Genomic DNA, 25651 nt, shown 5'->3' with positions numbered 1-25651 from the left:
CGTCTGTGAATAGAAGTTGAATCAAGACCGGGTTTTCGTGATTTTCGCCCGGCGATTTGTTTCATCCTTGCAGGCCGGAGGGTCTTCTCCTCCGGAATATTTGGCTTCGCGATCAGGTCGTTTGTGTTCTTGCAGGCGGTTTATTGTTTATTTTCCTCCCTGATATATCCGGCCATTGAAAGATACTATCCGTAAAAAAATGCTGGAGCGACGGCGCTCGATGAATGCGGTGGAGCGCGAAGAAAAGAGCGCTCGGATTGCCGCGCGCGTTGCGTCGTTAGGAACGTTTGAGAAAGCGAAGCATGTGCTGGTTTTTCTGTCCATGCCGGATGAAATTCAAACCGGTCGTATTCTTGAAACAGCGTGGGAGCTTGGAAAGAGCGTATACGTTCCCCTGGTGAATCGGGGCGAGCCTGATCTTCAATTGGGCCAACTCAAGCCGGGAGACGTTCTCGATAAAGGTCCGATGGGAATCCCGCAACCGCGGATCAGTTCTCAGGACTTGTCGTCGCCGGAATTGCTGGACTGTCTTCTTCTGCCGGGCTTGGCGTTTGACGGCGAGGGGGCCAGAATCGGTTATGGCGCCGGTTATTTTGATAGGTTTTTGAAGAAAACAACGGCGGCGCGCATTGCGCTGGCGTTTGACTTCCAGATTCTGGAATCGGTTCCGCAGACTGAGAATGACGAGGCTGTGGAATGGATTGTGACCGAGTCCCGAGTCGTTCAATGTCAGCATCACTCCGCTTGAAGCGGTTTATCATATATAACTTGAGGTGAATCATGCATTTGTTTACCACAATCCATGTCAATTTGAGCACGCTTTTGATCGGCATGTTTTTCGCCCTCGTGGGGGGCTACGCAATAGGTTACATTTTAAGAAAGATGCTGGTTGAATCGAAGATAAAGAATTCTGAAGAGCAGGGCCGGAAAATTATTATGGAAGCGGAGCGGGAGGCGGAAAACCGCTCCAAGACTGCGGCAATCGAGGCGCGCGAAAAACGACTTGCCGCCAAAGCCGAGATGGAAAACGAGTTGAAACAAAAACGCGAAGAAATCCGCGATCTGGAAAACGAATTCAGAAAAAAAGAAGATGGGCTGAGGGCGTCGGTGCAGAAAACCACGGAGCTTGAAAAAGTCTATAAGGAAAAATTGCAACGTCTGGAAGGCGAGGAAAAACGCCTGGTTGAAGAGAAACAACGTTATCTGGATCTGGCGGAAGAAGAAATTCGCCGCTTGGAGACGATCAGTTCCATTACCGCGGAGCAGGCGCGCGAGGAGATTCGCCGCAAGGTGGTGGATGAAGCCCGCCTGGAAGCGGCCAAGGAAGTTAAGAAAATTGAAGAGAAAGCAAGGCGCGGGGCCGAAGACGAGGCGCGTCGACTGATCACCGAATCGATACAGCGTCTCGCATCCGACCATGTCGCCGAAACTTCGGTGGCGGTGGTGGAATTGCCTAACGACGATATCAAGGGACGCATCATCGGCCGCGAGGGGCGCAATATTCGCGCGCTGGAACAGGCGACGGGAATGGATTTGATCATCGACGACACGCCGGGCGCGGTGGTGCTTTCCGGTTTCAATCCGGTGCGCCGCGAGATCGCTCGACGGGCTTTGGAGAAGCTGACCCAGGACGGACGCATCCACCCCGGTCGCATCGAGGAAGTCGTCAACAAATGTAAAAAAGAAGTGAACCAGCAGATTCTGGAAGCGGGCGAGCAGGCGGTGATCGATCTGGAACTCGACAACATTCACCCCGACATGGTCAAATTGCTGGGGCGTTTGAAGTATCGCACCAGCTACACGCAGAATGTGCTGGAGCATGTGAAGGAAGTGGCCTGGATTTGCGGCGGCATCGCGGCGGAACTGGGACTGGACGTCAAACTTGCCAAGCGTGCGGGATTGTTGCATGATATCGGCAAAGCCGTGGACCAGCAGGAAGACGGGACGCACACGCAGTTGGGCATCGAAATTGCGCGACGTTACAACGAACACGAATACGTCATCAACTCCATCGCCTCGCACCATGAGGACGAGGAGCCGACCTCCTTGTACGCCGTTCTGGTTTCCGCCGGGGACACGATCTCGGCGTCCCGACCCGGGGCGCGTCGCGAAATGCTGGAGACTTACGTCAAACGCATGTCCAAGCTGGAAGAGATTGGCGATTCCTTCAAGGGCGTTGAAAAAACCTACGCCATTCAGGCGGGCAGGGAAGTGCGCATCATTGTTCTGCCGGACGGAGTGGACGATACCGGCGCCGACATGCTGGCCAAGGACGTGGCGCGGCGAATCGAAAAAGAAGTGACTTATCCAGGTGAAATCAAGGTGACCGTCGTGCGGGAAACCCGATATTCGCAAGTTGCCCGGTGACGGGCTGATTTTAATTTCCGTCGTATTATCGACGTTTCCTTTATTTAACAGGTCCAATGGAAGACACGAGTAACCTGATTCAACTCAGAAGAGACAAGCTGGACGAATTGAGAGCGCAGGGCGTCAACCCCTACGTCAACCGTTTCAAACCCAACGCCAACATCGGGGACTTGATCCGCGATCATTCCGAAAAAGACAAGGAAACGCTGGAATCGGCCAGCGTTCGCTGTATCGCGGCGGGTCGCATCCTCACGCGCCGCAAGCACGGCAAAACCACCTTTGTGAATATTCAGGATCGCTCCGGCAAGATTCAGGTCTACGTCAAAAAAGATAATATCGGCGGCGAAGAGCCGTATGAAATATTCAGTAAATTCGACATCGGCGATTTCATCGGCGTCGAGGGAACCGTCAACAAAACCAAGACGGGGGAGTTGTCCCTGTTCGCCGAAAAAGTGACCCTGTTGTCGAAATCGCTTCTGCCCCTTCCGGAGAAATGGCACGGTCTCAAGGACATCGAAATTCGTTACCGTCAACGCTATGTCGACCTGATCGTCAACCCGGACTCGAAAAAAGTTTTCGTCTACCGCAGTAAAATCATTCAGGCTTTGAGAAAATTTCTGAACGACCGCGATTATCTGGAAGTGGAAACGCCGATGATGCAAACGATTGCCGGCGGCGCCACGGCGAAGCCCTTCAAGACCCATCACAACGCGCTCAATATGGATTTGTTTTTGCGCGTCGCGCCGGAATTATTTTTGAAACGTCTGGTGGTCGGCGGCATTGAGCGGGTGTATGAGATCAACCGCAATTTTCGCAACGAAGGCATTTCGACCCAGCACAATCCCGAATTCACCATGCTGGAGTTCTACACCGCCTATGCAGATTATGTAGAACTGATGGACTTGACTGAAGAGTTGTTCCGCTACATTGGCGAGACGGTTTTCAACACTCTGGAGTTTCCCATAACCGTCGGCTCGGCAGAAACTCCCCCGACGATGGTTGATTTTTCCAAACCCTTTGCGCGTCTGGCTTTCAAGGATTCTTTGGTGGAACTCGGCGGACTGGACGCGAAGGATTTTGCCGATCTGGATTCGGCGGCGCGACTGGCGAAGAGCCATCACATTCACGTCGATAAAAACGATAACTATGGAAAAATCCTCGGCAAATTGTTCGATGAATTTGTCGAACCCAAACTCATCCAACCCACTTTCATCATCGACTATCCGCTGGAACTGTCCCCGCTCTCCAAAAAGAAAGAAGACGATCCCGAGTTGGTGGAACGTTTCGAACTGTTTGTGGGCGCCAAAGAAATCGCCAACGCTTACACCGAGTTGAACGATCCCATCGATCAGAAGGCCCGATTCGAATCGCAGGTGAAAGATCGCTTGGCGGGCGACGAAGAAGCGCATATGATGGATACGGATTTCATCCGCGCTCTGGAGTACGGCATGCCCCCCACCGCTGGCGAGGGGATTGGAATCGATCGGCTGGCGATGTTGTTCACCAATTCGTTGTCGATCCGCGATGTCATACTATTTCCTCAGATGAAAAAAGAATCCTGATCTTTTTTCCCGGCTGATCCTCCTGGGCCTTTGATATAAACTTTTCGGAAGCATCCACGCATGTCCTACGAACTATTCATCAGCTTACGGCATCTTGGCGTTCGCAAGCGACAGCGTTTCATTTCCCTCAATACATGGATATCCGTCGGCGGCGTGGCGCTGGGCGTTCTCGCTTTGATCGTCGTCATCGCCGTCATGTCCGGTTTTGGCAAGGATTTGCGCGACAAGATACTGGGCGCCACCAGCCATATTGTGGTGACGAATATCGACCGCGCGGCGATCAGCGAATACGACGAGGTCGCCGCCCAGGCGATGACGATTGAAGGCGTGGTCGCGGCCGCCCCCTTCATCATGAGCCAGGTGATGTTGACTTTTGAAGGCCGGGTCTCCGGCGTGGTCATGCGCGGCGTTGATCCCGGTCGCGAAGCGACGGTCTCCGACCTCGAAAAAAATCTGGTGGAAGGTTCGCTGGCGGCTCTGAATGCGTCTACCGAGGTTTCATCGGAAGGCGATACGATGGAGCGCGCAGGCGTCATCCTTGGTAGGGAATTGACGCGCAAGCTGGGCGTTGAAGTGGGCGACGTGGTGTCGATGGTCTCTCCCGTTCCGCGCATCACGCCGGTCGGTTTGATCCCCAAAATGAAATTATTGAAAGTCGTAGGTATTTTTGAATCGGGAATGTACGAATACGATTCCAGCCTGGGCTTCATTTCCCTGGGCGCGTCGCAGAAATTTTTTTCCATGCGGGACAAAGCCACCGGCGTCGAAATTCGCGTGAGCGACATTGAGCAAGCCGCCGTGATCGCTAAAAACCTTCAGGAAAAACTGGGTTTCCCTTTTTATGTGCGCGACTGGATGCGAATGAACAAGAACCTGTTTTCCGCTCTCAAGCTGGAAAAAATCGTGATGTTCATCATTCTGATTTTGATCATTCTGGTGGCGGCGTTCAATATTATCAGCACCCTGTTCATGGTTGTGCTGGAGAAGAGCAAGGAAATCGCCGTCCTGAAATCGATGGGCGCGACCAACAAAAGTATTATCAAAATATTCAGCTATCAAGGCTTGATCATCGGCGTTGTGGGCACCCTGCTCGGTTGCGCGGGAGGATTCACGATCGTTCCCAATTTGAATGAGATCGTCGGCTTCATTGAGAGCATTTTCGGCATCACCGCCTTTCCCAGCGACGTCTATTATCTGGACAAGCTCCCTTCAGAAATCCAGTACATGGATTCCTTCCTCATCGTCGTGTTTTCCATAGGCATCTGTTTCCTCGCGTCTCTCTATCCAGCCTGGAAGGCCTCGCGACTGGATCCGGTGGATGGATTGCGCTATGAGTGAGCGCGCGTCGACTGTAGCAACGCCTTTATTAGCGGCGGAAGGGATTTGTAAAACCTTCAAGACCCCGCGCGATGAATTGCATGTATTGCAGGGGATGGAATTGCAGGTCGCCAGAGGCGAAATGCTGGGCATTGTCGGAGCCTCCGGGGTCGGGAAGAGCACCTTACTGCATATTCTGGGCGGTCTGGATCGGCCGGATGCCGGGCGCATCCTGTTCATGGGGAAGAGCATCTTTCAGCAAAAAAACGGCTATCTGGAAAACTTTCGAAACCGGCATGTCGGTTTTGTTTTTCAAATGTTCAATCTGCTCGGCGATTTTTCCGCGCTGGAAAACGTCATGTTTCCCGCCTTGATTGGCGGCGAAAGCAAATCGATCGCGCAGGGCAAAGCGGAACGGCTGTTGGAGGGAATGGGACTCAAGGATCGCATGCAGCACAAGCCCGGCGAATTGTCCGGCGGAGAAACGCAACGTGTCGCGCTTGCGCGCGGTTTGATCAACGAACCCGACCTGACGCTGGCGGACGAACCCACCGGCAATCTGGATGCGAAAGCGGGCGCCGCTTTCATGGAGTTGATCCAGAAACTCAACGCAGACCTGAACCACACATTTATTTTTGTAACGCATAGCCAGAAGCTGGCGAGTCAGATGGATCGCGTCCTGCAATTGACAGACGGAAAACTGAAACCCCTGGACGAGAATATCACATTATAAGGAGTTCATATGGAATCCCCCATCACCCTGGAAGCGATCGCGAAACTGGTCGGCGGAACTGTCAATGGAGACCCGGCGCGCGTCATCGACGGCGTGGGATCATTGGAAAGCGCAGAAGCCGGTCACATCACCTATCTGACCAAAAAAGCGTTTTTACCGCGTTTGCAGGAGTCAAAGGCATCGGCGGTTCTGGTGGATCAGGCGCAGGCGATTGACAAGGATCAGGTGGTCACGGCGAACCCTTCGGTGGCGTTCGCAAAATTGTTGAATCATTTTCACCCTCTGCCCCGTCCGCAGGCGGGCATCGACGAGCGCGCACATATTGGCGCCGACGTTGTCATCGGCGAGAATGTGTCAATCGCTCCCTTTGCATACATAGGAGACCATTCAAGGATCGAAGACGGAGCCGTGGTGATGTCTTCCGTGCATATCGGCGAGCGATGCCGGGTTGGCGCCAACAGTTGTTTGCATCCAAACGTCACCCTTTACCCGGACAGCGAGATCGGGCAGAACGTGATTCTTCACGCAGGCGTGGTGGTGGGCGCCGACGGATTTGGTTACACTCTGGACGAAACGGGACGGCATTACAAAATCAATCAAATCGGCCGCGTGGTGATCGAGGACGACGTGGAAGTGGGAGCCAACTCCTGCATTGACCGGGCGGGAATCGGCGTGACGCGCATCGGCAAGGGAACCAAAATAGACAATCTGGTGCAAGTCGCGCACAACTGCGAAGTGGGCGAGCATTCCATTTTGGCGGGGCAGGTCGGTCTGGCTGGGAGTTGCACCTTGGGAAAGTATGTTGTGCTCGCCGGACAATCCGGCGTTTCAGATCATGTCAAGCTCGGCGATCAGGTGACGGTCGCCGCCAAGTCGGGAGTGTTTCGCGATATCGAAGACGGGCAGGTGTGGGCGGGATCTCCAGCCTTACCGGCGTCTTCGTGGCGGCGTTACGTTGTTCAGTGGACTCGATTGACGGACATGGCGCGTAAATTAAAGGAAATGGAAGCTCGTTTGAACGGCATTGAAAATGAAAATTCCAGACAGTAGAATAGAGCCTTCATATGCGCGCGACGGATGGACGCGCATCATCAAATAATTATTTCAGCGATTCACGAAGATCGACTTTGACGAAAAAGATGCATCGTTATGAAAATTTACTTCACCCATAAACTGGGAACCGTTTTCGGTTTGCTTTGCGTGTTCCTGTTCAATCTGGCCGTGGCGGCTCCCACGCCGTGGACGGAAGCGGAAATCCACAAATACATCGAGCGAAAACTCAAACGGAACGACCGGGTGCTTCGCCTGAACGGCATTTATCTTGGCGACGCGGGCGCGCAGGCGCTGGCTCGATTCCCGATCATGGAAACGGTTGAAGAACTGGTGATCTACGATGGCGGCCTGGGAGATCAGGGCGTGCAGGCGCTGGCCGGATCGGACCGTTTGCATCGCTTGACCTCGCTTTCATTGGAGACCAATCACATTACCGACGAAGGCGCCCGGTTCATTGCGGACGCCCAGAATTTTGAGCATCTTGAAGTATTGAACCTGCACCGGAATTTGATCAGCGATAAAGGCGCCAAAGCCCTTGCTGATTCCAAAAGTTTGGGGAAGCTTAAAGAATTGAACCTCAATTACAACCGCATTGGTGATGAAGGGGCGAAACAATTATTCAGCTCCGAGTATTTAAAAAATATTGAAAAAGTGGGATTGGCGTATAATCTGCTTGGACAGCAAGGGAAAGAGACCTACGAACGATTCAATATCCTCAAACGAATCGAGGGTTTGCACAAAGAATCGCGGATGAACGAGGTGGGGCTTATCCTGCACGGCGATCTCGCGATGTCGGTGTTGTTGAATTCAACCTACGCGGCAGACATCATTGAACTCGATCTGGAACGTTCGGGTTTGACGGATGCGACGGCGCTGGCGTTGGCGCAAACCGCAAATCTGAAACGTTTGGAATCCCTGAACCTGTCGGGTAACAGCATCACCGACGAAGGCGCGCGGGCGCTGGCTCAGGCGACACAGCTTGTGAATTTGAAACGCTTGAATTTAAACTTCAATCTGATTGGAGACAAGGGGGCAAAAGCGATTGCAAATTCTCAAAGCCTCGCTAACCTTCAATCTTTGAAACTGGGGCAAAACCGGATAGGCGGCGAAGGAGCGCGAGCATTGGCTGAATCCAAAACGTTGACGCGCCTGCAACATCCGGTATTTGGTTTTTATTAATAGGGCGGTATTAATATAAAAATAATTGCGGAAGCTATCGCAGTTACGGGACTTGCAAAATGGTTCAAATTCTCGATTTTGAAAAAGAAATTTTTGCGTTGGAAAATCAGATTCGTCAATTGGTTTCCTTATCGCATATGTATGATAGCGTTGGCGACATCACGCATGAAATATTCAAGCTGACCAAGAAACTGCGTCATATGAAGCACGACGTGTTCACCAACCTCGATGGTTGGCAGATGACGCAGGTCGCTCGGCATCCGGATCGTCCCTACACCAAAGACTACATCAAATATATTTTCTCCAATTTTGAAGAATTGCACGGAGACCGCCACGGCGGCTATGGACCGTCGATTGTCGGCGGGCTTGCCAAGTTTGAAAACCAGACGGTCATGGTCATTGGTCAGCAAAAAGGTCGCGACGCCAAAGAGAAGATACAACGAAATTTCGGCATGTCGCAACCGGCGGGTTATCGCAAGGCCCTGAGGCTGATGCGGCTTGCGGAAAAATTTCAGATTCCCGTTGTGACCCTGATCGATACGCCGGGCGCGTATCCCGGAATCGACGCCGAGGAGAAGGGTCAGTCCGAAGCGATTGCGACAAACTTATTTGAAATGTCGACGCTGAAAACTCCCATCATGGTTTTTGTGATCGGCGAAGGCGGCTCCGGCGGGGCTTTGGCGTTAGGCGTGGGGGACCGTATCTTGATGCTGGAACATGCGGTGTATTCCGTCATATCGCCGGAAGGTTGCGCCTCGATCCTTTGGGGCGACAAGGAAAAAACACCGCAGGCGGCGAAAGCTCTGCACATGACCTCGAAAGAATTACTCGCCTTGAAGGTGGTGGATCAGGTGGTCAAAGAGCCTCTCGGCGGGGCGCATCGCAACCACAAACGCGCCGCGGCTCTGGTGCGAAAAGCCCTGCGCTCCAATTTCAAGATGATTTCTGAATTTTCAATGGAAGAACTGCTGGAAAAACGCCTGGATAAATTCCGCAATATGGGCGAAATCATCGACTCTGAAAAATAATCCTTACAGATAAACCTGATCTTTGAACAGGCTGGCGTACTCCGACGGTCCGGCGATCAGTTCCTCGTGACTTCCAGATTCGATCAGTTGTCCTTCTTTCAGCACAATGATGCGCGTGCAACGCTCCAGCGTCGACAGGCGATGCGCGATGACGAAGGTGGTTCGACCGGACATCAGGGTTTCCAGCGCTTGCTTGATGATCGCTTCCGTCTGCGTGTCGATGGAAGCGGTGGCCTCGTCGAGAACGATGATCGGCGGATTCTTGAGGAATATCCGGGCGATGGCGATGCGATGTTTTTCTCCCCCCGACAGTTTAACGCCTCTTTCGCCAACCCGCGTGTCATAGCCGTTGGGCAGATTGGCGATGAAGGCTTCCGCTCCTGCGGCTTGAGCCGCCTGAACGATTTCTTCGCGAGAGGCTTCGACATTTCCGTATGAAATGTTTTCAGCGACCGTTCCGTTGAACAGGAAAGGGTCCTGCGAGACCAAGCCGATCTGTTCCCTCAGATAAGAAAGTTTCAAATCTTTAATGGGGTGACCGTCGATGCGTATCGATCCGGCCTGCGGATCATAAAAACGCATCAAGAGTTTGACGATGGTCGATTTTCCGCTCCCCGTGTGACCCGCCAATGCAATCTGTTCGCCCGCCTGAATTTCAAATGAAATATTGTTCAGCGTTTGCTTTTCGGGAATGTAGGAGAAGCTCACCTTGTCGAAACTGATTTTCCCCTGACAATTGGCAGAGGGCAGATAAGCGTTCGGAGCGTCTACAATGTCCGGTTTCTGGTCGAGAATATCAAACAGGCGTTCCGCCGAGGCGAGCGCGTGCTGGAGCATGTGATTCACCGAATGCAACTGGTTGATCGGCGTATAAAACAGGGCGAGATAACCAATGAAAGCCACCAGTGTGCCGACGCTGATCTCCCCGGCGCCAACCAAACCGATCCCGTACCAGAGGATGAAGGCTGTGCCCAGCGAGCCCAGGAACATCATCGACGGCGAATAATAGGACCACAGGCGCATGACCTCGAGCGTGCCGTTGCAATATTCCTGACTGCGTTCTTCGAAACGTTTGATCTCGTGCGACTGGCGATTGAAAGAAAAAGTTTCCCGCACGCCGGAGATGCTGTCCTGGAGGAACGAATTCATTCGCGCCGCGCTTTTGCGCACGACGTGATACTGTGAATGCGCTTTGACGGTGTATTTCCATGCCCCGTAAACCAGCAGGGGAATCGGGATCAAAGCCGCGATCGCCAGTTTCCAGTGCAGATAAAATAAAATCACGGTGATGCCGACCAGGGTCAGCACGGCGGTCAGGGCTTGTTCCACGCCGTCGATGAAGATGCGCTCGACATAGGTCACGTCGTCGTTGATGCGCGACATCAATTCGCCGGTGGAGCGGTTTTCAAAAAAACTGAGGGACAGTTTTTGTACGGCGCGATACAATTGCGAGCGGATGTCAAAAACAATGCGTTGCTCGACTTTATTGTTCAGGATGATCCGTTTGTGATTGGAAAAATTTCTGGCAAAATAAGTGAACACCAGACCCGCGACGAGCCATTCCAGGCCGCTGTCTACCGAGGCGGCCTCTGCGGCGTTGCTGTCGACGAGTTGATCGACGATGATTTTAATCAACCAGGGCGGCACCAGGTCGAGCAGGGTGGTGACGATGGCCAGGCCCAGGGTCGCGAATACATAGGGCGAATGGGGTTTTAAATAACTCAGAACGCGGGTGAGGGATTTCATCGGTATTTCGGGAAAAATATAAGAACCGGTCTTGTCATTCGGCGGCGATTTGCCGCGACGGGAAGACAAGCCGTAAAACTGTTTATTGTAATGGCTTTGTTAAAAAAAGGAAAGAGAACTATGGAGTATCGACTGTTGGGAGAGAGCGACTTGAAGGTTTCCGTCGTCAGCTTTGGAGCCTGGGGCGTTGGCGGCGCGCCTTTCTGGAAGAACGAGGGCGACGCAATTTCTGCAAAAGCTATCTTGAAAGCCTATGAGCTTGGCGTCACGTGTTTCGACACGGCGCCGGTGTATGGTTTTGGGCATTCGGAGAAATTGATAGGCAAAACTTTGAAGTCGGTGCGCGATAAAGTGGTCTACGCGACCAAATGCGGACTGGTATGGGAAAAGGAATCTCTGGGAAGCATCTCGCGCAACGCGACGAAGGCGTCGGTTGTGAAGGAAGCGGAGGACAGTCTTCGGCGAATGGGTACCGACTGGATCGACCTGTATCAGGTGCATTGGCCCGACGAGGCGACGTCGCAAGAGGAAACCATGGAAGCCCTGCTTCAGCTAAAAGAGAGCGGAAAAATTCGTCACATCGGCGTCAGTAATTATTCCGTCGCGCAGATGAACGACATCATGCAATACGGTCCGCTGGTCTCGGTGCAACCGGAATACAGTCTGCTCAATCGCTCGGTTGAAAAAGAGCTTTTGCCATTCTGCGTGGAGCGTCATGTCAGCGTGGTCGCATACAGCCCCCTGGCGTCCGGAGTTCTGACAGGAAAATACGACAAAAATACGAAGTTCTCCGATTGGCGTAGCAAGGGGATCATCGGAACTTTCAAGGGCGAGGGCTATCATCGTAATATCGACAAGGTCGAAAAACTCAAAAGGATTGCGACCGAAGCGGGCAAGACTTGCGCGCAGGTCGCCATCAATTGGATCCTGCAACAACCGGCGATGGCGACGGCTTTACTCGGTTTTAAAAACGAGACGCATGTAGAAGAAAACCTTCAGGCCATTGGCTGGAAGCTCGGCGAAGATCAGGCGCGGGAAATCGATGCGATCTTTTCTGTGAATTAAGGCGAAGGTTCTGGATCGGGTGGATTCGATTCGCTTTGAACATCCTCCTCGTCGGGATGATGTTTGGCCATCTCCTCTTGCACGTTTTTTTGCATGATTAACAGGTCGTGGTTGATTTGCGTTTGCAATTGGGAGAGGTTGGATTCGAGGCTGTGCAACTGGGTTTGCTGGATGGTGTGCGTGGAAAAAACGAATCCGATGAGCAGGACCGTCAACCCTGTATAAAAGAGAATTTTCAAAGCGGTGTTTTCAGATTTTCTTTTTTGGAGATTGCGCCGGGCTTCGGTAAGGTCGGCTTCCAGGCGGCTCAGCGTTTCGGCCATCGCAGAGCACTGGCGTTCAATTTGCTCTAGACGTTCGTTTTTTTCTTCGTTCGGCATGCCAGATTCTCCAATAAAATCGTTGCTGTATCATAGCATAGGGCGCGGGAGCGACGCTGGAGATTCTAGAGAGCGGGGTAGCCTGGGGCCAACGAAGACAGGTAGAGATGGATGAGCGCATCGCCCCAGAAAAACGCGACCAGCGTGCCTGCGGCCAGAAAAGGCCCGAAAGGAATCTGGCTCGCGCCGGTCAATTTTTTATTGACCATGCCCAGAACGCCGACGATCGATCCGATCAATGCGGCAATGAAGATCACGAGGAAAATTTTCTGCCAGCCGAGCAAGGCCCCTGCGGCGGCGATGTATTTCACGTCGCCCATGCCCATGCCAATCTCTCCGCGCATCCGATAGTAGATTTCTCCGATCAGGAGGAACAGGCCGCTTCCGGCGACCAGTCCCCACAAGGCGCTTGACGTCCCTTCCAGATAGATACCGGCGATCAGGCACAGCGGAATTCCCGGCAGGGTGATGAGGTTGGGGATGATTTTGTGTTGCAGGTCGATGACGGTGATGACCACCAGGGCCGGGCCGACGACGGTGAAGATTGCAAACTCCCAGGACCAGCCGAAGCGATAAAAGGAAGCGACGATCAGCAGCGCCGTGATGAATTCAATGAAGGGGTAGACCCAGGAAAACCGGACGCCGCAGTTTCTGCATTGCCCTTTCAGAATCAAATAGCTGAGGAGGGGAATGTTGTCGAAGGAACGCACTGCGGCGTTGCAGGAGACGCAGTGCGAGCCGGGGGAGACCACCGATTCGCCGCGCGGGATGCGGTGGATGCACACGTTAGAAAAACTGCCCAGCATCAGGCCGAACAGGAACACTCCGGAGGCCTGAAGGAACTGGGGAAGCAGTAGAAATTGTTCAAGGGGGTTTATCATTCCCGCCTGAAGGGGAGCAGGGTTTGTACGGTTTCGTAAACGACGTCGCCGGAAAACCCCTTACGTTGCAGGTAGGGGGCCAAACGCCGCCGTTGCGTTTCACGGTCGAGGCGATCCATGCTTTTCAATTTTTTGAGCGCCGCTTGATGCGCCAGTTCGCTCTCGTTGAATTCATTGTATAGCAGAGCGATGGCGTTGCGAATCACGTCTTTTGGAAGTCCGCGTCCGAGCATGCCTTGTTTCAAGCGCATGGGCCCCCACAAACGATTTTCAATTTTGGACCGCCCCCAATTGAAAGCGAGATCGGCGTCGTTGAGATAGCCCAGCTCGCGCAGGTCCTGCAGGGCCGAAGCGATGGCGGCGTCTGAAAATTCTTTCTTGCTCAGATGCGTTTCAATCTCCGATTCGCTTCGGCTTCTGTAGACCAGATGTTTGATGGCGGCTGATCGGGCCTGTTTATTTTCCTCCGCAGGGTTCATGGAACGGCGCTTTGCGGGGCGGGTTATTTACCCTTTTTGGTTTTTTCCGGCTCTGCTTCCTCCGGCGCGGGCGCGGCGTCGTCTTCTGACTTGATCAAGCCCAGTTTTTGACGCAACTGGGTTTCGATGTCCTGAGCCATATCGGGGTTGTCCGCAAGGAATTTTTTCGCGTTCGCCCGGCCCTGACCGATGCGGTTTTCATTGTAGGAAAACCAGGTGCCGCTTTTATTGATGATGTTGTGCGTGACGCCGAGATCGAGCAGATCGCCCATCTTGGAAATGCCTTCGCCGTAAATGATGTCAAATTCGCAATCGCGAAAGGGCGGCGCAACTTTGTTTTTGACGACGCGGACGCGGGTACGGTTGCCGACGACTTCCTCGCCGTCCTTGATCGCGGCGATTCGGCGGATGTCCATGCGTACGGAAGAATAAAACTTCAGCGCGTTGCCGCCGGTCGTGGTTTCGGGGTTGCCGAACATGACGCCGATTTTCATGCGGATCTGGTTGATGAAGATCAAGGCCGTGTTGGATTTACTGACAACGCCTGCGAGTTTGCGCATTGCCTGAGACATCAGGCGAGCTTGAAGCCCCATATGGGAATCGCCCATGTCTCCGTCGAGTTCCGCTTTAGGCACCAGAGCGGCGACCGAGTCGACGACGATGACGTCCACCGCGCCGCTACGCACCAGAACTTCGGCGATTTCCAGCGTCTGCTCGCCGGTGTCCGGTTGGGACAGGAGCAAATCGTCCAGGTTGACGCCCAGGTTTTTGGCGTATTTGGGGTCGAGAGCATGCTCCGCGTCAATGAAGGCGGCGACGCCGCCGGTTTTTTGGGCCTCGGCGATGATGTGCAGGGTCAGGCTGGTTTTACCCGACGCTTCCGGGCCGAAGATTTCGATGATGCGGGCGCGCGGTACGCCTCCCACTCCGAGAGAAACGTCCAGTGAAATAGAGCCCGTGGAAATGACGTCGATCCCTTTGAGGGCTCGCGCCTGCCCCAACTTCATGATGGAGCCTTTTCCAAACTGCTTCTCAATTTGATTGAACGCCAATTCGAGGGCTTTTTCCCGTTCGGTCGACGACATAGTGCCTCCTTTATCCGTGAGTCATTTTTTCAGGTTGTTTATGATTCGTTCAGGTCCGACGGGTCGTCGGCCAGAGTGAATTCTTCAATTGGGGTGTAGATCGGTCCGTTCACCGTCAACTGACTGTGAACCAGTTGAAAAGTATCGACCCCGAACGACCCGCAGGTCAATTTTTTTTGCGTTTGTACGGCTTGTGACAGCGCGGCGTCTTTTTTAGTCAACTTAAAACGTCCGAGCGTTAAATGCGGCGTAAATGATCGCGAATCTTTTGCGATTCCCTGGCGGACCAGCGCGTCTTCAATATTTTGATGCAATTGCGCCATCTGGCCTTCAGAATCATTAAAAACCACCGCAAGAATCCGGGGTTTCGATTCATCTGGGTAAAGGGTGATTTTATCGGGCGCGATATTGAATTGGGACGAGCGCTTTCCGACGGATGTCATTGAATGAATCAACGAGGATGTCGTGTCGGGAGCGATATCGCCCAGAAATTTTAAGGTTATATGCATATTCTCCCGACGGACCCATGAGGCTTTGACTTTTAATTTGCGAAAATTGTCCTGCGCCTCGGATAGAGCCAGAATGACTTTGGGAGGAACCTGGGTTGCGAGAAATAAGCGAATACGGTTTGTCTCTGAAAAATTATTTCCAAACATCAAATCTCACTCAAGATTTATAACGGGGAGGGGGGTAAATAGCAAGATAAAACCGGAGAGGCGATTGGGGTAAAGCGATGGGGGCGCGGACGCGCTGAAATAGCTGTAGAGCTTTCAAGGGTTTGGCTTATATAATAATGAAGATAGCCGGTACGCTCCGTTAAAGAATAGGAGCGAATCCGCCGAAACGAAACGGTATATGAAACGGTTTTTTATCCAATGGCGATGATGAAAGCATACTACAAGAGCGCTTGCGCGCTGACGACGCTGATCTTTGCTCTTACGCTTCTTCAGGGATGTGGTGGAGGGGAGGAGATTGCGGAGACGGTAGCGCTGAACCCGGAAGTGATTTCCTCCGGCTTGCGCTCGAAAGCCGATCTGCCCCAGGCGCATGGTTTGCCTCCCGACGAGGCGACGGTCATCATCAAGCCGGAAGAATTGGAAAAAGCCGAAGAGGCGTCGGAGGACGTGAGGAAGTTTCTTTCCGCCGATCAGTTCAAGACCGATACGGAATACCTGGCCATGAATCGTTTTGAGCGTGTTGCGCGATACGTACCCAAACCTTATGTTCCGTCGAGCGATTTTGCGGCGGGGCTGGAGTCCAATTTCCCGATGTTGTCGGATCCTTTCATCTTTTCCGGCGAGGGTTTTGAGATCAACGGATTTGAAACGCGATCCAAGCATATGAACCAGTTCGACTACGATGAACATTTGCGCACCTACTACCCGTATAAGGCGCCGGAGAAACCGGAGGACCATTTGATTCAGGTCGCCGCATTTGCAAAAAATGAAAAGCAGTTGATTTTTCATCCCGCATCACCTGCATGGGGGAGCCTTCCCGATGTGGATGACACGTCGCCGCCGTCGACTCAAAAAGCAAGCGTTCTCTTGGATGAGCCGGTCGAGGAAACCCGGCTTGGACTGAGCCTGGGGGGAGGAACTCGTATGGTTCTGCGGCGAAGTTCGAAAGCCTTGGACCTCATCAAAGGCAATGAAGCGATCAATCGGCATCGCTTTGAAAACGCCGAATAATTTCTAAATACTCAAAGGGATTTTAATTGGCGCCGGGAATTGCAGGCGAAGGGGCGGGGGCCTTCGTCGCTGGGGGCGTTTCGCTTCGGTGCCAATAAAACGCCAGCCAAAAGGCGATGATGAAGATCGCCATGATGATCTTTCGGGTCAGAGAAATTTTGTATCCATCTTCACCGCTCCCGTCCGGGGGCAGGTCCGAATTCGAATCGGTATTCAAGATTCTATCCTTGCCTGAAGGGTGATCGCGCCCCGATATTTTCCTGTTTCAAAGGGTGAAAGTCAAGAATCAACCCGGCGACTGTGCGCTCGAATGCGCGGCGGCGCCAGCCTTTGAAGGGCTTTTTGCACAGCGAAAACCAAAGCTGTTGTTGCGAACTTCGGGAGTGAAAAAACTGCGGTTGAAGGTGGGCGCGCTCAGGCCGCAACCGTAGGACAGGCAGTCGAACCAGGACCCTCCCTTGAGAAGCCGTTTATCCGTTCCGTATTCTGACCGGTGGATGTTGTTGCCTGGATGAGGCAGGTAAAAGCTGTCCACCCATTCCCAGACGTTGCCGGACATATCATAAAGGCCGTAGGGGCTTTTGCCATTGGGATACGATCCCACCGGCTCGACTCCCGTGGAGTTTTTGTAGGGATGGTTGGAGCGGTCCAGACTCCATTCGTCGCCCCAGGGGTAGATCAATCCGTTTTCACCGCGCGCGGCTTTTTCCCATTCCTTTTCATTGGGCAGGCGTTTGCCGCGCCACTGGCAGTAGTCGGTGGCGTCGAACCAGTTGACGTAAATCACCGGGTCGGAGCCTTTGCCTTTGGGAATCTCTCCGTTGGGCCAGTGGTAGGGCGCTTCCCGTTGCGTTGCGTCGACAAATTTTTTGTAGTCGGCGTTGGTGGTTTCGTAGAGGTCGATATAGAATCCATCGACAGAGGCGATGTGCTCGGGGCCTTCATCGTCCCAGCGTTCATTGGAACCCATGATGAATTCGCCTCCCGGCACCCACGCCATGTTTTCCGTTCCGCTTTCAGAGGGCGCTTCGCTTGGCGACGCCTGGGTTTGCGATTTCACTTTTGTGATAGACGCGTTTTCAGTTAATGCGAACAGTCGCCTGGGAGAACGCTTCGGCTGGCTGAATGGATTTTGCGCCTTTGTTGACAGGACGCCCAGGTGACAGGATTGACACTCCGGGGCCCGAACCTTATTCTGTCGGGATTGCTCCAGATTATCCGGCAAATGGCAGGCCGATTGACAGGAGAGGGCTTTGGATCCGGCGCGCATGTTCTCGAAGGCGTAAGACGGATCTCCGGCGAATACCCATGCGGTCAGGATTAAACAAATAAGAGACTGTAAAGCGCGAGATCGTTTCAAGGATTGGGGATCGGGAAATGGCGGCGGCGCCGCATTTTTGAAATTCAGTTCGAGTTAATTCACCAATGTTAGCGGATGAGAAAAATAGAGTCAAAATGAAAATGGTTGAATTTCTGATATGAAGAATGATCTCGAATGGCGTTTGATCAATGATGGGGCGCGAAGCGGAGCCTGCAATATGGCGACGGATCATGCGATCTTGAACGCCTGCAATGAAGGAAAAGCGCCCGCGACCCTGCGTTTGTATGGTTGGAGCCGGCCCAGCATTACGGTCGGCTATTCTCAGGATTGGCGCCTCTGCGTGGATTTGGATCGGTGTCGCAAGATGGAGGTCGAGGTGGTTCAAAGACCCACCGGCGGTCGCGCGATGGTGCATCAGAATGAAATCTCCTATAGCGTGATCGCTCCGATTCCGCATTCTCAGTTTCCTTCCAATTTAAGAGGCGCGTTTCAGGAGATTTCCTCAGGGCTGATCCATTCCCTGCAACTAATGGGTTTGGAGCATGCGCAGAGCGCCGACGGGCTTCAGGAATTGCAAAGAACCGGTACGCGCAATAAGAGTTCTTCGTTTCGGTCCCCCGCCTGTTTTGCATCGATCAACCATTTCGAAATTTCTGTGAAGGCGAGAAAGTTGATCGGCGGGGCGCAACGTCGTTTCAAACAGGCGTTCCTTCAACAGGGGTCTATCCTGATCGATCACGACGCATTGTTCTCCAACTCATTTTTTTGTTTTTCCAGCGATGAAGAGAGAGATGTAAATCTGAAAATTTTGCAGGACAAATCGATCACTCTTCAGGAGGCGATGGATAAAACCATGAGCTATGAAGAGGCGCTTCCCTATTTTATTGCAGGGTTTAAAAATAAATTTCCGGGAAACTGGGAAGAGAGGGCGTTGACGCCTTATGAACAAAGTCTTGCTGAATGCCGTATGAACGAGCCGGACTGGATCGCCTGATCGCTTTGAAATGCATTGTATTTTGGGTTTGAGTTAGAGAATCGATATATTTATTTATTAAGAGTTTATTGGAAGCGGAAGTTTGTATATAATGCGGGCTTACATTTTTTTAACGCTAAATTTACATGGGCCGATTGAGTGATCGTTAGATTCTGGGGCGTACGAGGAAGTTTCCCTTCTGGAAACAGGAACACCGCGAAGGTGGGCGGCAACACGACCTGCGTGGAAGTCCGTTGCGGAGACGAAATCATTATTTTTGACAGCGGAACCGGCATCATCAATATGGGGAAATCCTTGATGGCCGAAATGCCTGTCAAAGCCAGCCTGTTTTTCAGCCATGTTCATTGGGATCATATTCAGGGATTTCCTTTTTTTGGTCCGTTTTACGTGCCTGGAAATGAATTCGATATTTACGGAGGCACGGCGCTTCCAACCAAGATCGAAGACGTTCTTGATGAGCAAATGTCCGCGCCCTGTTTTCCAATTCGTAAAGAGGTATTTGGCGCGACCCTGCGCTATCATGATATTCGCCATGGCGACGTGGTGGAGGGCAAGAATTTTAAAGTATCCCCGGCGAATTTGTATCACCCCAACGGTTCCTACGGGTTTCGCGTGGATTCGGGAGGGCAATCCCTCGTATTCGCGACGGATAACGAACATCAGGAAGACAAGCTCAGCAAGAATTTGCTGGAGCTTTCGAAAGACGTCGATTTGCTGATTTATGACGCTCAGTACACCGATGCGGAGTATTATGGACTCGAAGGACAATTTTCCAGAAAAGGTTGGGGGCATAGCACGATGAAGGAAGGCGTTAAAATGGCCAAAGCCGCCAACGTAAAGAAACTGGTTCTGTTTCACCATGACCCTGCGCACTGTGATGAATTCATCGGAGAAATCGAGGCGGAATGTAAACAGATTTTCCCCAATAGCATTGCCGCTTTTGAAGGGTTGGAGATCAACCTTGACGATGCAGAACTCCCCAAATCTCTCTTTGCTTAAAGCCGTTTCCGTCGTTCTTGCAGCCTGTTTTTTTTTATGGGGCTGTAGTCAGAAGCGCGTTTCTAAAGACGAATCCCTTCAACAGCATTACGTTGACGTCACCACAAAATTATTCCCCCCTCTGCCGTCAGATATTCACCTTGCTGAACTCGGCTGGTTCAATTCCGACGACCGGGTCGACCTCATGCTACTGGCCCGCAAGGGAGACGGTTCCTTCGAGACGCATGTGTACCTGAGCGGAATTAAAACCGGTTTCGAGGAAAGAAGAAATCCAGAGCTGGACGCGACTTTGACCAAGGGCCTGCGTCACGTGGCCTCGGGCCGGATCAATAAAGACCGCTATTATGATCTGGTGGTGTTGTCGTCCGGTCAGGACGGATCAAAAACGGCGGAGGTGTGGTTCAGCAACGGTCAGGGAATTTTCTACAAAAAAGATAAGTACTCTTTGCCTGCAATCAGCGCGGGTATGGACCGCGTTGAATTTGTGGACATCGATCATGATATGGATGGCGATCTTTTATTTTATGGAAAGAACGTCCGGGACGCGAATGGCGCGGCGCATCCTTACCCCATGCAATTGTTGCTGAACAACTCCAAGGGCGAGTTTGAGGACGCGACGGAATTGTTGTTACCTCCCTTACCGCCGGGAATCGTAGAAGCGTCGATGGCGGACTACGATCGCGACGGAACGCTGGATATTTTTCTGGTGTACTCGGGCGCCCGCAACCGTCTGCTGATTAATAACGGTCTTGGCAAATTTGTCGACCGCACCGAAGATTTTTTGCCGATGATCGTCGACGACAGCATTCACGCCGACTGGGCGGATTTTGATATGGATGGCGATAACGATTTGCTGGTGAGCAACGAAACAGGCAAGAACGGCGTCTATAATTATTTCCTGGAAAATCAGGGGCGCGGGCGATTTGTCAGCAAGCGCCACAAGGCACTGCCTCCGATCTCGGCGCATAAAGTGTATCTGCTCGACGCAGATGAAAACCAGATCCCCGACATACTTTTACTGACTGCAAAGGGGCCTTATTATCTTGGCGGTTACGGCAAGTGGAGATTCAAAAACGAAACCCAAAGGCGCTTGCCCCGAGGACATCTTTTCATGGAAATGCATTTCGCCGATTTAACAGGGGACCGTTTTCTTGATATCATAGGCATCATTGGTTCCAAGCGCGTTGCGCGCGTTTGGGTGAGCCGTTTCAAATGAGGATTGTATTTTGAACAAACGACAGCGACTGACATTTTTGAAAGTATTGAGCATCGTCGCCTGGGCGGATGGCGAGGCGACGCAGGCGGAATTGAATTTACTGAAGACCTTCTTTCAAAAATTTTCGCTGGAGGACAAGGAGTTCAATGAACTGAAAACCTTCATGGAAGCGCCGACGCCGCCTGAAATGCGAGACGCTCTGGTCAAGGAGTTAACGCGCAAGTTTTCGTCTCAAGAAGACCGTGAAGAGCTTCTGGCGGCTCTCAAGGAAATGGCGGAAGCGGATGGCGTCGTCGACGAAGCTGAAGCCAGTTTACTGGAGAGTATACGCGCCCAGGTGGAGGGGAAATCGGAGTCTCCTGAAACTCTCAAAACAATAAGCTCCATGTTCAAACAGTTTTTTGCCGCGGCGGGAGGAGACTCGGGTCGAGATTTGGAGCAGTATTTCAAGAGGCAGTTGTATCAGAAACTGGAATTGAAAATGACGGGGCGGAATGTTGTAATCGACTGGAAGGATGAGCGTTTTTATCTGGTTTGTTTGCTGGGCGCTTTGATCGCCAGCGCGGCGCATGTCGACGGCAGTTTCGACGATTCGGAAAAAAAGGTTTTGCGCAGTTTGTTCAAGGAAAAATTATCATTTGCTGAGGGCGAACTGGATATCTTTCTTGATGTCGTCGATGAGCAGGCGAAGGACGGTTTCGATTTTTATGAAGTCGTTACGGAAGTCAATCGCCTGGTATCCATGGACGATCGCATCAAATTGATGGATTGTTTTTTCGAGGTCGCCTGCGCCGATGGGGAACTGGCGCACGAGGAAACTGAGGAAATCCGACGCATCACCAAGGCGATGCTGGTGCCGCATGCTGACTTTATCGAAACAAAAATGAAATTTCTGACTCGCTTGCGAGAGCAATGAGGGTCCATACGATTCCATATTCAGTTTCTGAATCGAGAATTGAAGCCTGTTTATTAGCTCCCCGCTACAGCGAGATCAGGCGCGGCGAAGTGACGATGACTAAAGAACCCAAAAAATTCATCGGCGTGATGTTTGAATGTTGCAAGGTCTACCGGCGCATTTACATCAACAAGGAGAACAACGCCTACGAAGGTCGTTGCCCTCGGTGTGGCGCGCGCGTTAAGGCGACGATCGGCGCCGACGGCACCGACTCGCGTTTTTTCTCCGCCCGCTGAATCCCGTACCGCAATCAATGAAAATCGTTATCCAGAGAGTCTCGCGCGCGACGGTCAGCGTCGACGGCGAGGAAGTGGGACGAATCGGAAAAGGCCTGCTCGTATTATTCGGAGCCGAAAAAGGCGATGGCAACGAGTCGGTTGACTATCTCGCAGAGAAAACAGCCGCGCTCCGGATTTTCCCCGACGCAGAGGGGAAGATGAATTTTTCCTGCAAGGATGCGGGCGGCCAGATATTGGCGGTGTCGCAATTCACATTGGCGGCGGATTGTTCGAAGGGCCGGCGGCCCGGTTTTGATCGGGCGGCGCCGCCGGATCTGGCGAAGCTTTTGTACGAACGCTACGTTGAGAAATTGTCGGCGCTGGGTCTCGAAACCGCGACCGGTCGCTTTGCGGCGGATATGCAGGTGGAACTGGTCAACGATGGTCCCGCGACTTTCATCCTGGAAAAATAGAGGTCAGCTTGGCAGATTGCGCACCAGATCGGGAAGCGGCAGGTCAGCGAAATCCTTGCGAGTCAACTTGTATTTCGCGTAATAGGTTTCGAGATTTTTCTCTGATTTTTCAGCCATGACCTTGTCGCGGTTCTTTTGGTAAAGCAAATCGGCGATGATCATGTTGGAGATGGCGTTCTTGCCAGACTGATAGCCTTCGTAGAGCAGGCCCAGACGGTAGTAGGACTCGGCATGATTGGGGTCCAGATTGATGGAATTTTTGAAGGCCTTGACGGCGAGTTCATGGCGCCCGAGTTCCTCCTGCAAGCGGCCGATATGAAACTGCACTTCAGGATTGTAGGGATCGACCTTCCCAGAGTGAATGTATTCCTCCAGAGCCTTATTTTTATCCCCGAGTTTTTCATAAGCCCAGCCTAACTGATTGAGCAGTAGCGCATCGTTGGGATTGGTTTTCTTTCCGGCGAGCCATTGTTCCAGCGCGAGTTTTATTTTTCCGCCTTTCGCCAGCAAGATTCCCAGATTGTAATGCGCCTTGAAATTGTGAGGATTGGATTTTAAGGCTTCCTTGAACTGTCTCAGCGCCTTGTTGTATTCCTGTTGCTCCTGATAAACCACGCCGAGGTTGTTGTGCGCGTCTGAAAAGTCAGGTTTGATCTTCAATGCGGCTTTCCAGTTGGAGATCGCTTCTTCAATCTCTCCTTTCTTGTGATGCGCGGCGCCCAGATTATTCAAGGTGCTGGCCTTGTCCACGTCGCGTTTGACGGCGATATCAAAATACTGGATCGCTCTAGAGGTCCGGTTCAATTCCAGATTCACCGAGCCAAGGTTGATCAGGCTGGTGGTGTCGCCGTTATCCAGAGTGAAGGCCTCCTTGAACGATTTTTCCGCGTCGTTGAGACGTTTTTGAGCGTGGTAGACAAGCCCCATGCCGCGATGTGCGCGGGAGAAAGTGGGATCGATTTCAATGACCTTGCTGAATTGATCCTTGGCCTTCAGATATTGCTTCTTGCTCAGGTAAAATTCTCCGAGTTTGAAGCGCGCTTTAAGGTTGTCGGGTTCGTCATTTACGTCGGAAATGAGGTCTTCGAGAATATCCCTGTCAGAAGGTTCCGAACAGGCGGTGATCCCGATACAGCAGGCAAGAAGCAATGCAAGCAGGATGTGCGGAAGAGACATGTCGCGCCCCTTTACTGAGGCGGGCGTCGGTCGTGAGACGCCCTGGGACTAGAATGGAACCGAATGCCGGACGATGTCCATCAGTATGGACGGGAAAAATCCCAAAAGAATGATCGCCGCTGAACTGGCGGTGATGAGAGCGGCCATCCCTCTGTGAATGACGATCGTGTTCTCGCCTTCCTCTTCGTGGAAGTACATCATAACGATCACCCGTAGATAAAAATACACGGAAATGACGGTCGCGATAACTGCGGCCAGAATCAACAGGGTGTAGCCCTGTTCAATGGCGGCGATGAACAAATACAGTTTACCAAAAAAACCGGCGGTTGGGGGGAATCCCGCCAGAGACAGCATGAACAGACTCATCGCCGCGGCCAGCAGGGGGTGACGTTTCGCAAGCCCCTTGAATCGGTAAATGGAATTGCCTTCCCGGCCTTCGCCTTCCAGCGTGAACACCACGGCAAAGGTTCCCAGATTCATGAACAGGTAAACGGCGAGATAAAACATCAGGCTGGCGACGCCTTCCTGAGAATTGGTGACGATACCAATCAGCAGGTAGCCCGCATGCGCAACGCCGGAATAAGCCAGCATGCGTTTGAGATCGTTTTGGTAGATGGCGGCAATATTGCCGACCAGCATCGTGATGGCTGAAACGCCAAAGAGAATCGGCATCCACACTTCCTGAATGTCCTGAAAGCCGATATAGAAGACGCGCGCGACAAATGCAAAGGCCGCCGCTTTGGTGGCGACCGACATGAATCCGGTGATCGGCGTCGGAGCGCCCTGATAAACGTCCGGCGTCCATGAGTGGAAAGGCACCAGAGAAACCTTGAAACCCATGCCAACAAACATCATGGCCAGCCCGATATAAACCAGAATGTTACGGCTGTAAGGGTTGCCGCATTCCAGTCCTTCGCAATGAAGGAGGTCGCCGATGAGTCGAATCTGCGTGGTGCCGGTGCCGGCGTAAACCAGCGCCATTCCGTATACCAGGATCGCCGAGGCAAAGGCTCCGGTCAGCAGGTATTTAACGGTGGACTCCTGCGAGGCCGCCGTCGCCCAGGACAAGGGCGGCGCGGTGGACGGGCTTTCGGTTCCGGTGCCGTGCTTGGCAGAAAAACCGCAGAGTATATAGAGGGATATCGAAAAGACTTCCAGAGAAACAAATGCAGTGATCAGGGTGCCGGACTTGGCCAGGAACATCATTCCCACGACCGCCATCAGGACAAGGCTGAAATACTCCGCTTTGTTCTCGTTATCGGCCAGCGGGTAACGGGTGGAACCCAGCATGGCGAACATCGCCATGGTCAGGAAGATGATATTGAATATTTGTGAAAATCGATCATGAATCAGGGAATTGCTGAAAATTCCCGGATCGACATTGCCCGAAGGGGTCGGAGCAGAGACCCATACGGCGATGGAAATGAACAGCGCGATGAACAGTCCGCCCAGCGCGGCTTTCGACAAGTATTCATTAACGTTGAACTGTTTGTTGAGGCCTATCATCAAAAGGAAGAAGGCGGTCGCCAGAATGGTCAATTCCGGGCCCAGGGCCAGCCAGTTCATATCGGCAAAATTTATTTCAAATTCCATCGTCTCAGTTTTCTTATGGGATTCTTTATAATGCTAAGGGGTTTTATAGCATTTCAGCCATTTTTTCAAGGGAATGTTTTCCTATTCCATAATACGCGCTAAACGAGCTTACGGACCGCGGCAATTATTTGTATCCGCTCCGG

26 protein-coding genes are annotated in these 25651 nt (G+C 52.4%); 16 read left to right on the top strand and 10 right to left on the bottom strand.

Annotated elements, in window-relative coordinates; genetic code table 11:
* The first annotated feature begins 175 nt into the window (after positions 1-175).
* The 8 genes from G3M78_15045 to G3M78_15010 all read left to right on the top strand — a co-directional run bounded on the left by G3M78_15045 (position 176) and on the right by G3M78_15010 (position 9239).
* Positions 176-748, top strand: coding sequence for a 5-formyltetrahydrofolate cyclo-ligase (locus tag G3M78_15045; GenBank protein QPJ66647.1), 573 nt, complete (start codon positions 176-178; stop codon positions 746-748).
* A 32-nt stretch (positions 749-780) separates the two neighbouring features.
* Positions 781-2367, top strand: coding sequence for a ribonuclease Y (rny, locus tag G3M78_15040; protein ID QPJ66646.1), 1587 nt, complete (start codon positions 781-783; stop codon positions 2365-2367).
* 56 nt (positions 2368-2423) lie between these two features.
* A complete protein-coding gene (gene lysS, locus G3M78_15035) occupies positions 2424-3929 on the top strand; it encodes a lysine--tRNA ligase (GenBank protein ID QPJ66645.1) in 1506 nt (501 codons plus the stop codon).
* A 60-nt stretch (positions 3930-3989) separates the two neighbouring features.
* Complete coding sequence (locus G3M78_15030; GenBank protein QPJ66644.1) at positions 3990-5267, top strand: lipoprotein-releasing ABC transporter permease subunit; 1278 nt, start codon at positions 3990-3992, stop codon at positions 5265-5267.
* Entirely contained in the window at positions 5260-5979 is a 720-nt protein-coding gene (locus G3M78_15025; protein QPJ66643.1) for an ABC transporter ATP-binding protein, read from the top strand. Before G3M78_15030 ends, G3M78_15025 begins: the two co-directional genes overlap by 8 nt.
* A 21-nt stretch (positions 5980-6000) precedes the next feature.
* Complete coding sequence (lpxD, locus tag G3M78_15020) at positions 6001-7029, top strand: UDP-3-O-(3-hydroxymyristoyl)glucosamine N-acyltransferase (GenBank protein QPJ66876.1); 1029 nt, start codon at positions 6001-6003, stop codon at positions 7027-7029.
* Positions 7030-7128: 99 nt separating this feature from the next.
* Positions 7129-8211, top strand: a complete 1083-nt coding sequence (locus G3M78_15015; GenBank protein QPJ66642.1) for a hypothetical protein — start codon at positions 7129-7131, stop codon at positions 8209-8211.
* Between the two features lie 59 nt (positions 8212-8270).
* On the top strand, positions 8271-9239 hold the full coding sequence (locus tag G3M78_15010; GenBank protein ID QPJ66641.1) for an acetyl-CoA carboxylase carboxyltransferase subunit alpha: 969 nt from the start codon (positions 8271-8273) through the stop codon (positions 9237-9239).
* A gap of 3 nt (positions 9240-9242) precedes the next feature.
* On the opposite strand, the gene G3M78_15005 is transcribed toward G3M78_15010, so the two are convergent.
* Positions 9243-10985, bottom strand: coding sequence for an ABC transporter ATP-binding protein (locus G3M78_15005; GenBank protein ID QPJ66640.1), 1743 nt, complete (start codon positions 10983-10985; stop codon positions 9243-9245).
* Positions 10986-11105: 120 nt separating this feature from the next.
* On the opposite strand from G3M78_15005, the gene G3M78_15000 reads away from it, so the two are divergent.
* Positions 11106-12050, top strand: a complete 945-nt coding sequence (locus G3M78_15000; protein QPJ66875.1) for an aldo/keto reductase — start codon at positions 11106-11108, stop codon at positions 12048-12050.
* Here the strand turns inward: G3M78_15000 and G3M78_14995 are convergent.
* The 5 genes from G3M78_14995 to thpR all read right to left on the bottom strand — a co-directional run bounded on the left by G3M78_14995 (position 12047) and on the right by thpR (position 15531).
* Positions 12047-12430, bottom strand: a complete 384-nt coding sequence (locus G3M78_14995) for a hypothetical protein (protein ID QPJ66639.1) — start codon at positions 12428-12430, stop codon at positions 12047-12049. The genes G3M78_15000 and G3M78_14995 overlap by 4 nt on opposite strands.
* Positions 12431-12495: 65 nt before the next feature.
* The gene (locus G3M78_14990; protein ID QPJ66638.1) at positions 12496-13311 is read right to left on the bottom strand and encodes a prepilin peptidase; all 816 of its coding nucleotides are present in this window, start codon (positions 13309-13311) and stop codon (positions 12496-12498) included.
* Complete coding sequence (locus G3M78_14985) at positions 13308-13790, bottom strand: regulatory protein RecX (protein QPJ66637.1); 483 nt, start codon at positions 13788-13790, stop codon at positions 13308-13310. Before G3M78_14985 ends, G3M78_14990 begins: the two co-directional genes overlap by 4 nt.
* Before the next feature lie 23 nt (positions 13791-13813).
* Positions 13814-14875: a recombinase RecA gene (gene recA, locus G3M78_14980; protein ID QPJ66636.1), complete on the bottom strand. Its 1062-nt coding sequence runs from the start codon at positions 14873-14875 to the stop codon at positions 13814-13816.
* 38 nt (positions 14876-14913) lie between these two features.
* Entirely contained in the window at positions 14914-15531 is a 618-nt protein-coding gene (gene thpR, locus G3M78_14975; GenBank protein ID QPJ66635.1) for an RNA 2',3'-cyclic phosphodiesterase, read from the bottom strand.
* Positions 15532-15750: 219 nt separating this feature from the next.
* On the opposite strand from thpR, the gene G3M78_14970 reads away from it, so the two are divergent.
* Positions 15751-16563: a hypothetical protein gene (locus tag G3M78_14970; GenBank protein QPJ66634.1), complete on the top strand. Its 813-nt coding sequence runs from the start codon at positions 15751-15753 to the stop codon at positions 16561-16563.
* Positions 16564-16585: 22 nt separating this feature from the next.
* Here G3M78_14970 and G3M78_14965 read toward each other — a convergent pair whose 3' ends face one another.
* Both G3M78_14965 and G3M78_14960 read right to left on the bottom strand, forming a co-directional pair.
* Positions 16586-16780: a hypothetical protein gene (locus tag G3M78_14965; GenBank protein ID QPJ66633.1), complete on the bottom strand. Its 195-nt coding sequence runs from the start codon at positions 16778-16780 to the stop codon at positions 16586-16588.
* Between the two features lie 69 nt (positions 16781-16849).
* A complete protein-coding gene (locus tag G3M78_14960) occupies positions 16850-17833 on the bottom strand; it encodes a formylglycine-generating enzyme family protein (GenBank protein ID QPJ66874.1) in 984 nt (327 codons plus the stop codon).
* A 208-nt stretch (positions 17834-18041) separates the two neighbouring features.
* On the opposite strand from G3M78_14960, the gene G3M78_14955 reads away from it, so the two are divergent.
* The 6 genes from G3M78_14955 (at position 18042) to G3M78_14930 (ending at position 22739) form a co-directional block, all read left to right on the top strand.
* Positions 18042-18878, top strand: a complete 837-nt coding sequence (locus G3M78_14955; protein QPJ66632.1) for a lipoate--protein ligase family protein — start codon at positions 18042-18044, stop codon at positions 18876-18878.
* 138 nt (positions 18879-19016) lie between these two features.
* A complete protein-coding gene (locus G3M78_14950) occupies positions 19017-19877 on the top strand; it encodes an MBL fold metallo-hydrolase (GenBank protein ID QPJ66631.1) in 861 nt (286 codons plus the stop codon).
* A complete protein-coding gene (locus G3M78_14945; GenBank protein ID QPJ66630.1) occupies positions 19846-21093 on the top strand; it encodes a VCBS repeat-containing protein in 1248 nt (415 codons plus the stop codon). The genes G3M78_14950 and G3M78_14945 overlap by 32 nt, the downstream gene beginning before the upstream one ends.
* A 10-nt stretch (positions 21094-21103) precedes the next feature.
* Positions 21104-22009 carry a hypothetical protein gene (locus tag G3M78_14940; protein QPJ66629.1) on the top strand — a complete coding sequence of 302 codons (906 nt, stop codon included), beginning with the start codon at positions 21104-21106 and terminating at the stop codon, positions 22007-22009.
* 95 nt (positions 22010-22104) lie between these two features.
* Entirely contained in the window at positions 22105-22284 is a 180-nt protein-coding gene (locus G3M78_14935; GenBank protein QPJ66628.1) for a hypothetical protein, read from the top strand.
* 17 nt (positions 22285-22301) lie between these two features.
* Entirely contained in the window at positions 22302-22739 is a 438-nt protein-coding gene (locus G3M78_14930) for a D-tyrosyl-tRNA(Tyr) deacylase (GenBank protein ID QPJ66627.1), read from the top strand.
* Positions 22740-22742: 3 nt separating this feature from the next.
* Here G3M78_14930 and G3M78_14925 read toward each other — a convergent pair whose 3' ends face one another.
* Both G3M78_14925 and G3M78_14920 read right to left on the bottom strand, forming a co-directional pair.
* Entirely contained in the window at positions 22743-23915 is a 1173-nt protein-coding gene (locus tag G3M78_14925) for a tetratricopeptide repeat protein (protein ID QPJ66626.1), read from the bottom strand.
* Positions 23916-23963: 48 nt separating this feature from the next.
* Complete coding sequence (locus G3M78_14920) at positions 23964-25508, bottom strand: NADH-quinone oxidoreductase subunit N (GenBank protein QPJ66625.1); 1545 nt, start codon at positions 25506-25508, stop codon at positions 23964-23966.
* Positions 25509-25651: the final 143 nt, after the last annotated feature.

Origin of the sequence: Candidatus Nitrohelix vancouverensis (genome assembly GCA_015698305.1) — a bacterium.
In the GTDB taxonomy this organism is placed as follows: Bacteria; Nitrospinota; Nitrospinia; order Nitrospinales; family VA-1; genus Nitrohelix; species Nitrohelix vancouverensis.
Note: the sequence above shows the minus strand (reverse complement) of the source record. Positions and strands in the feature narration are given on the sequence as shown.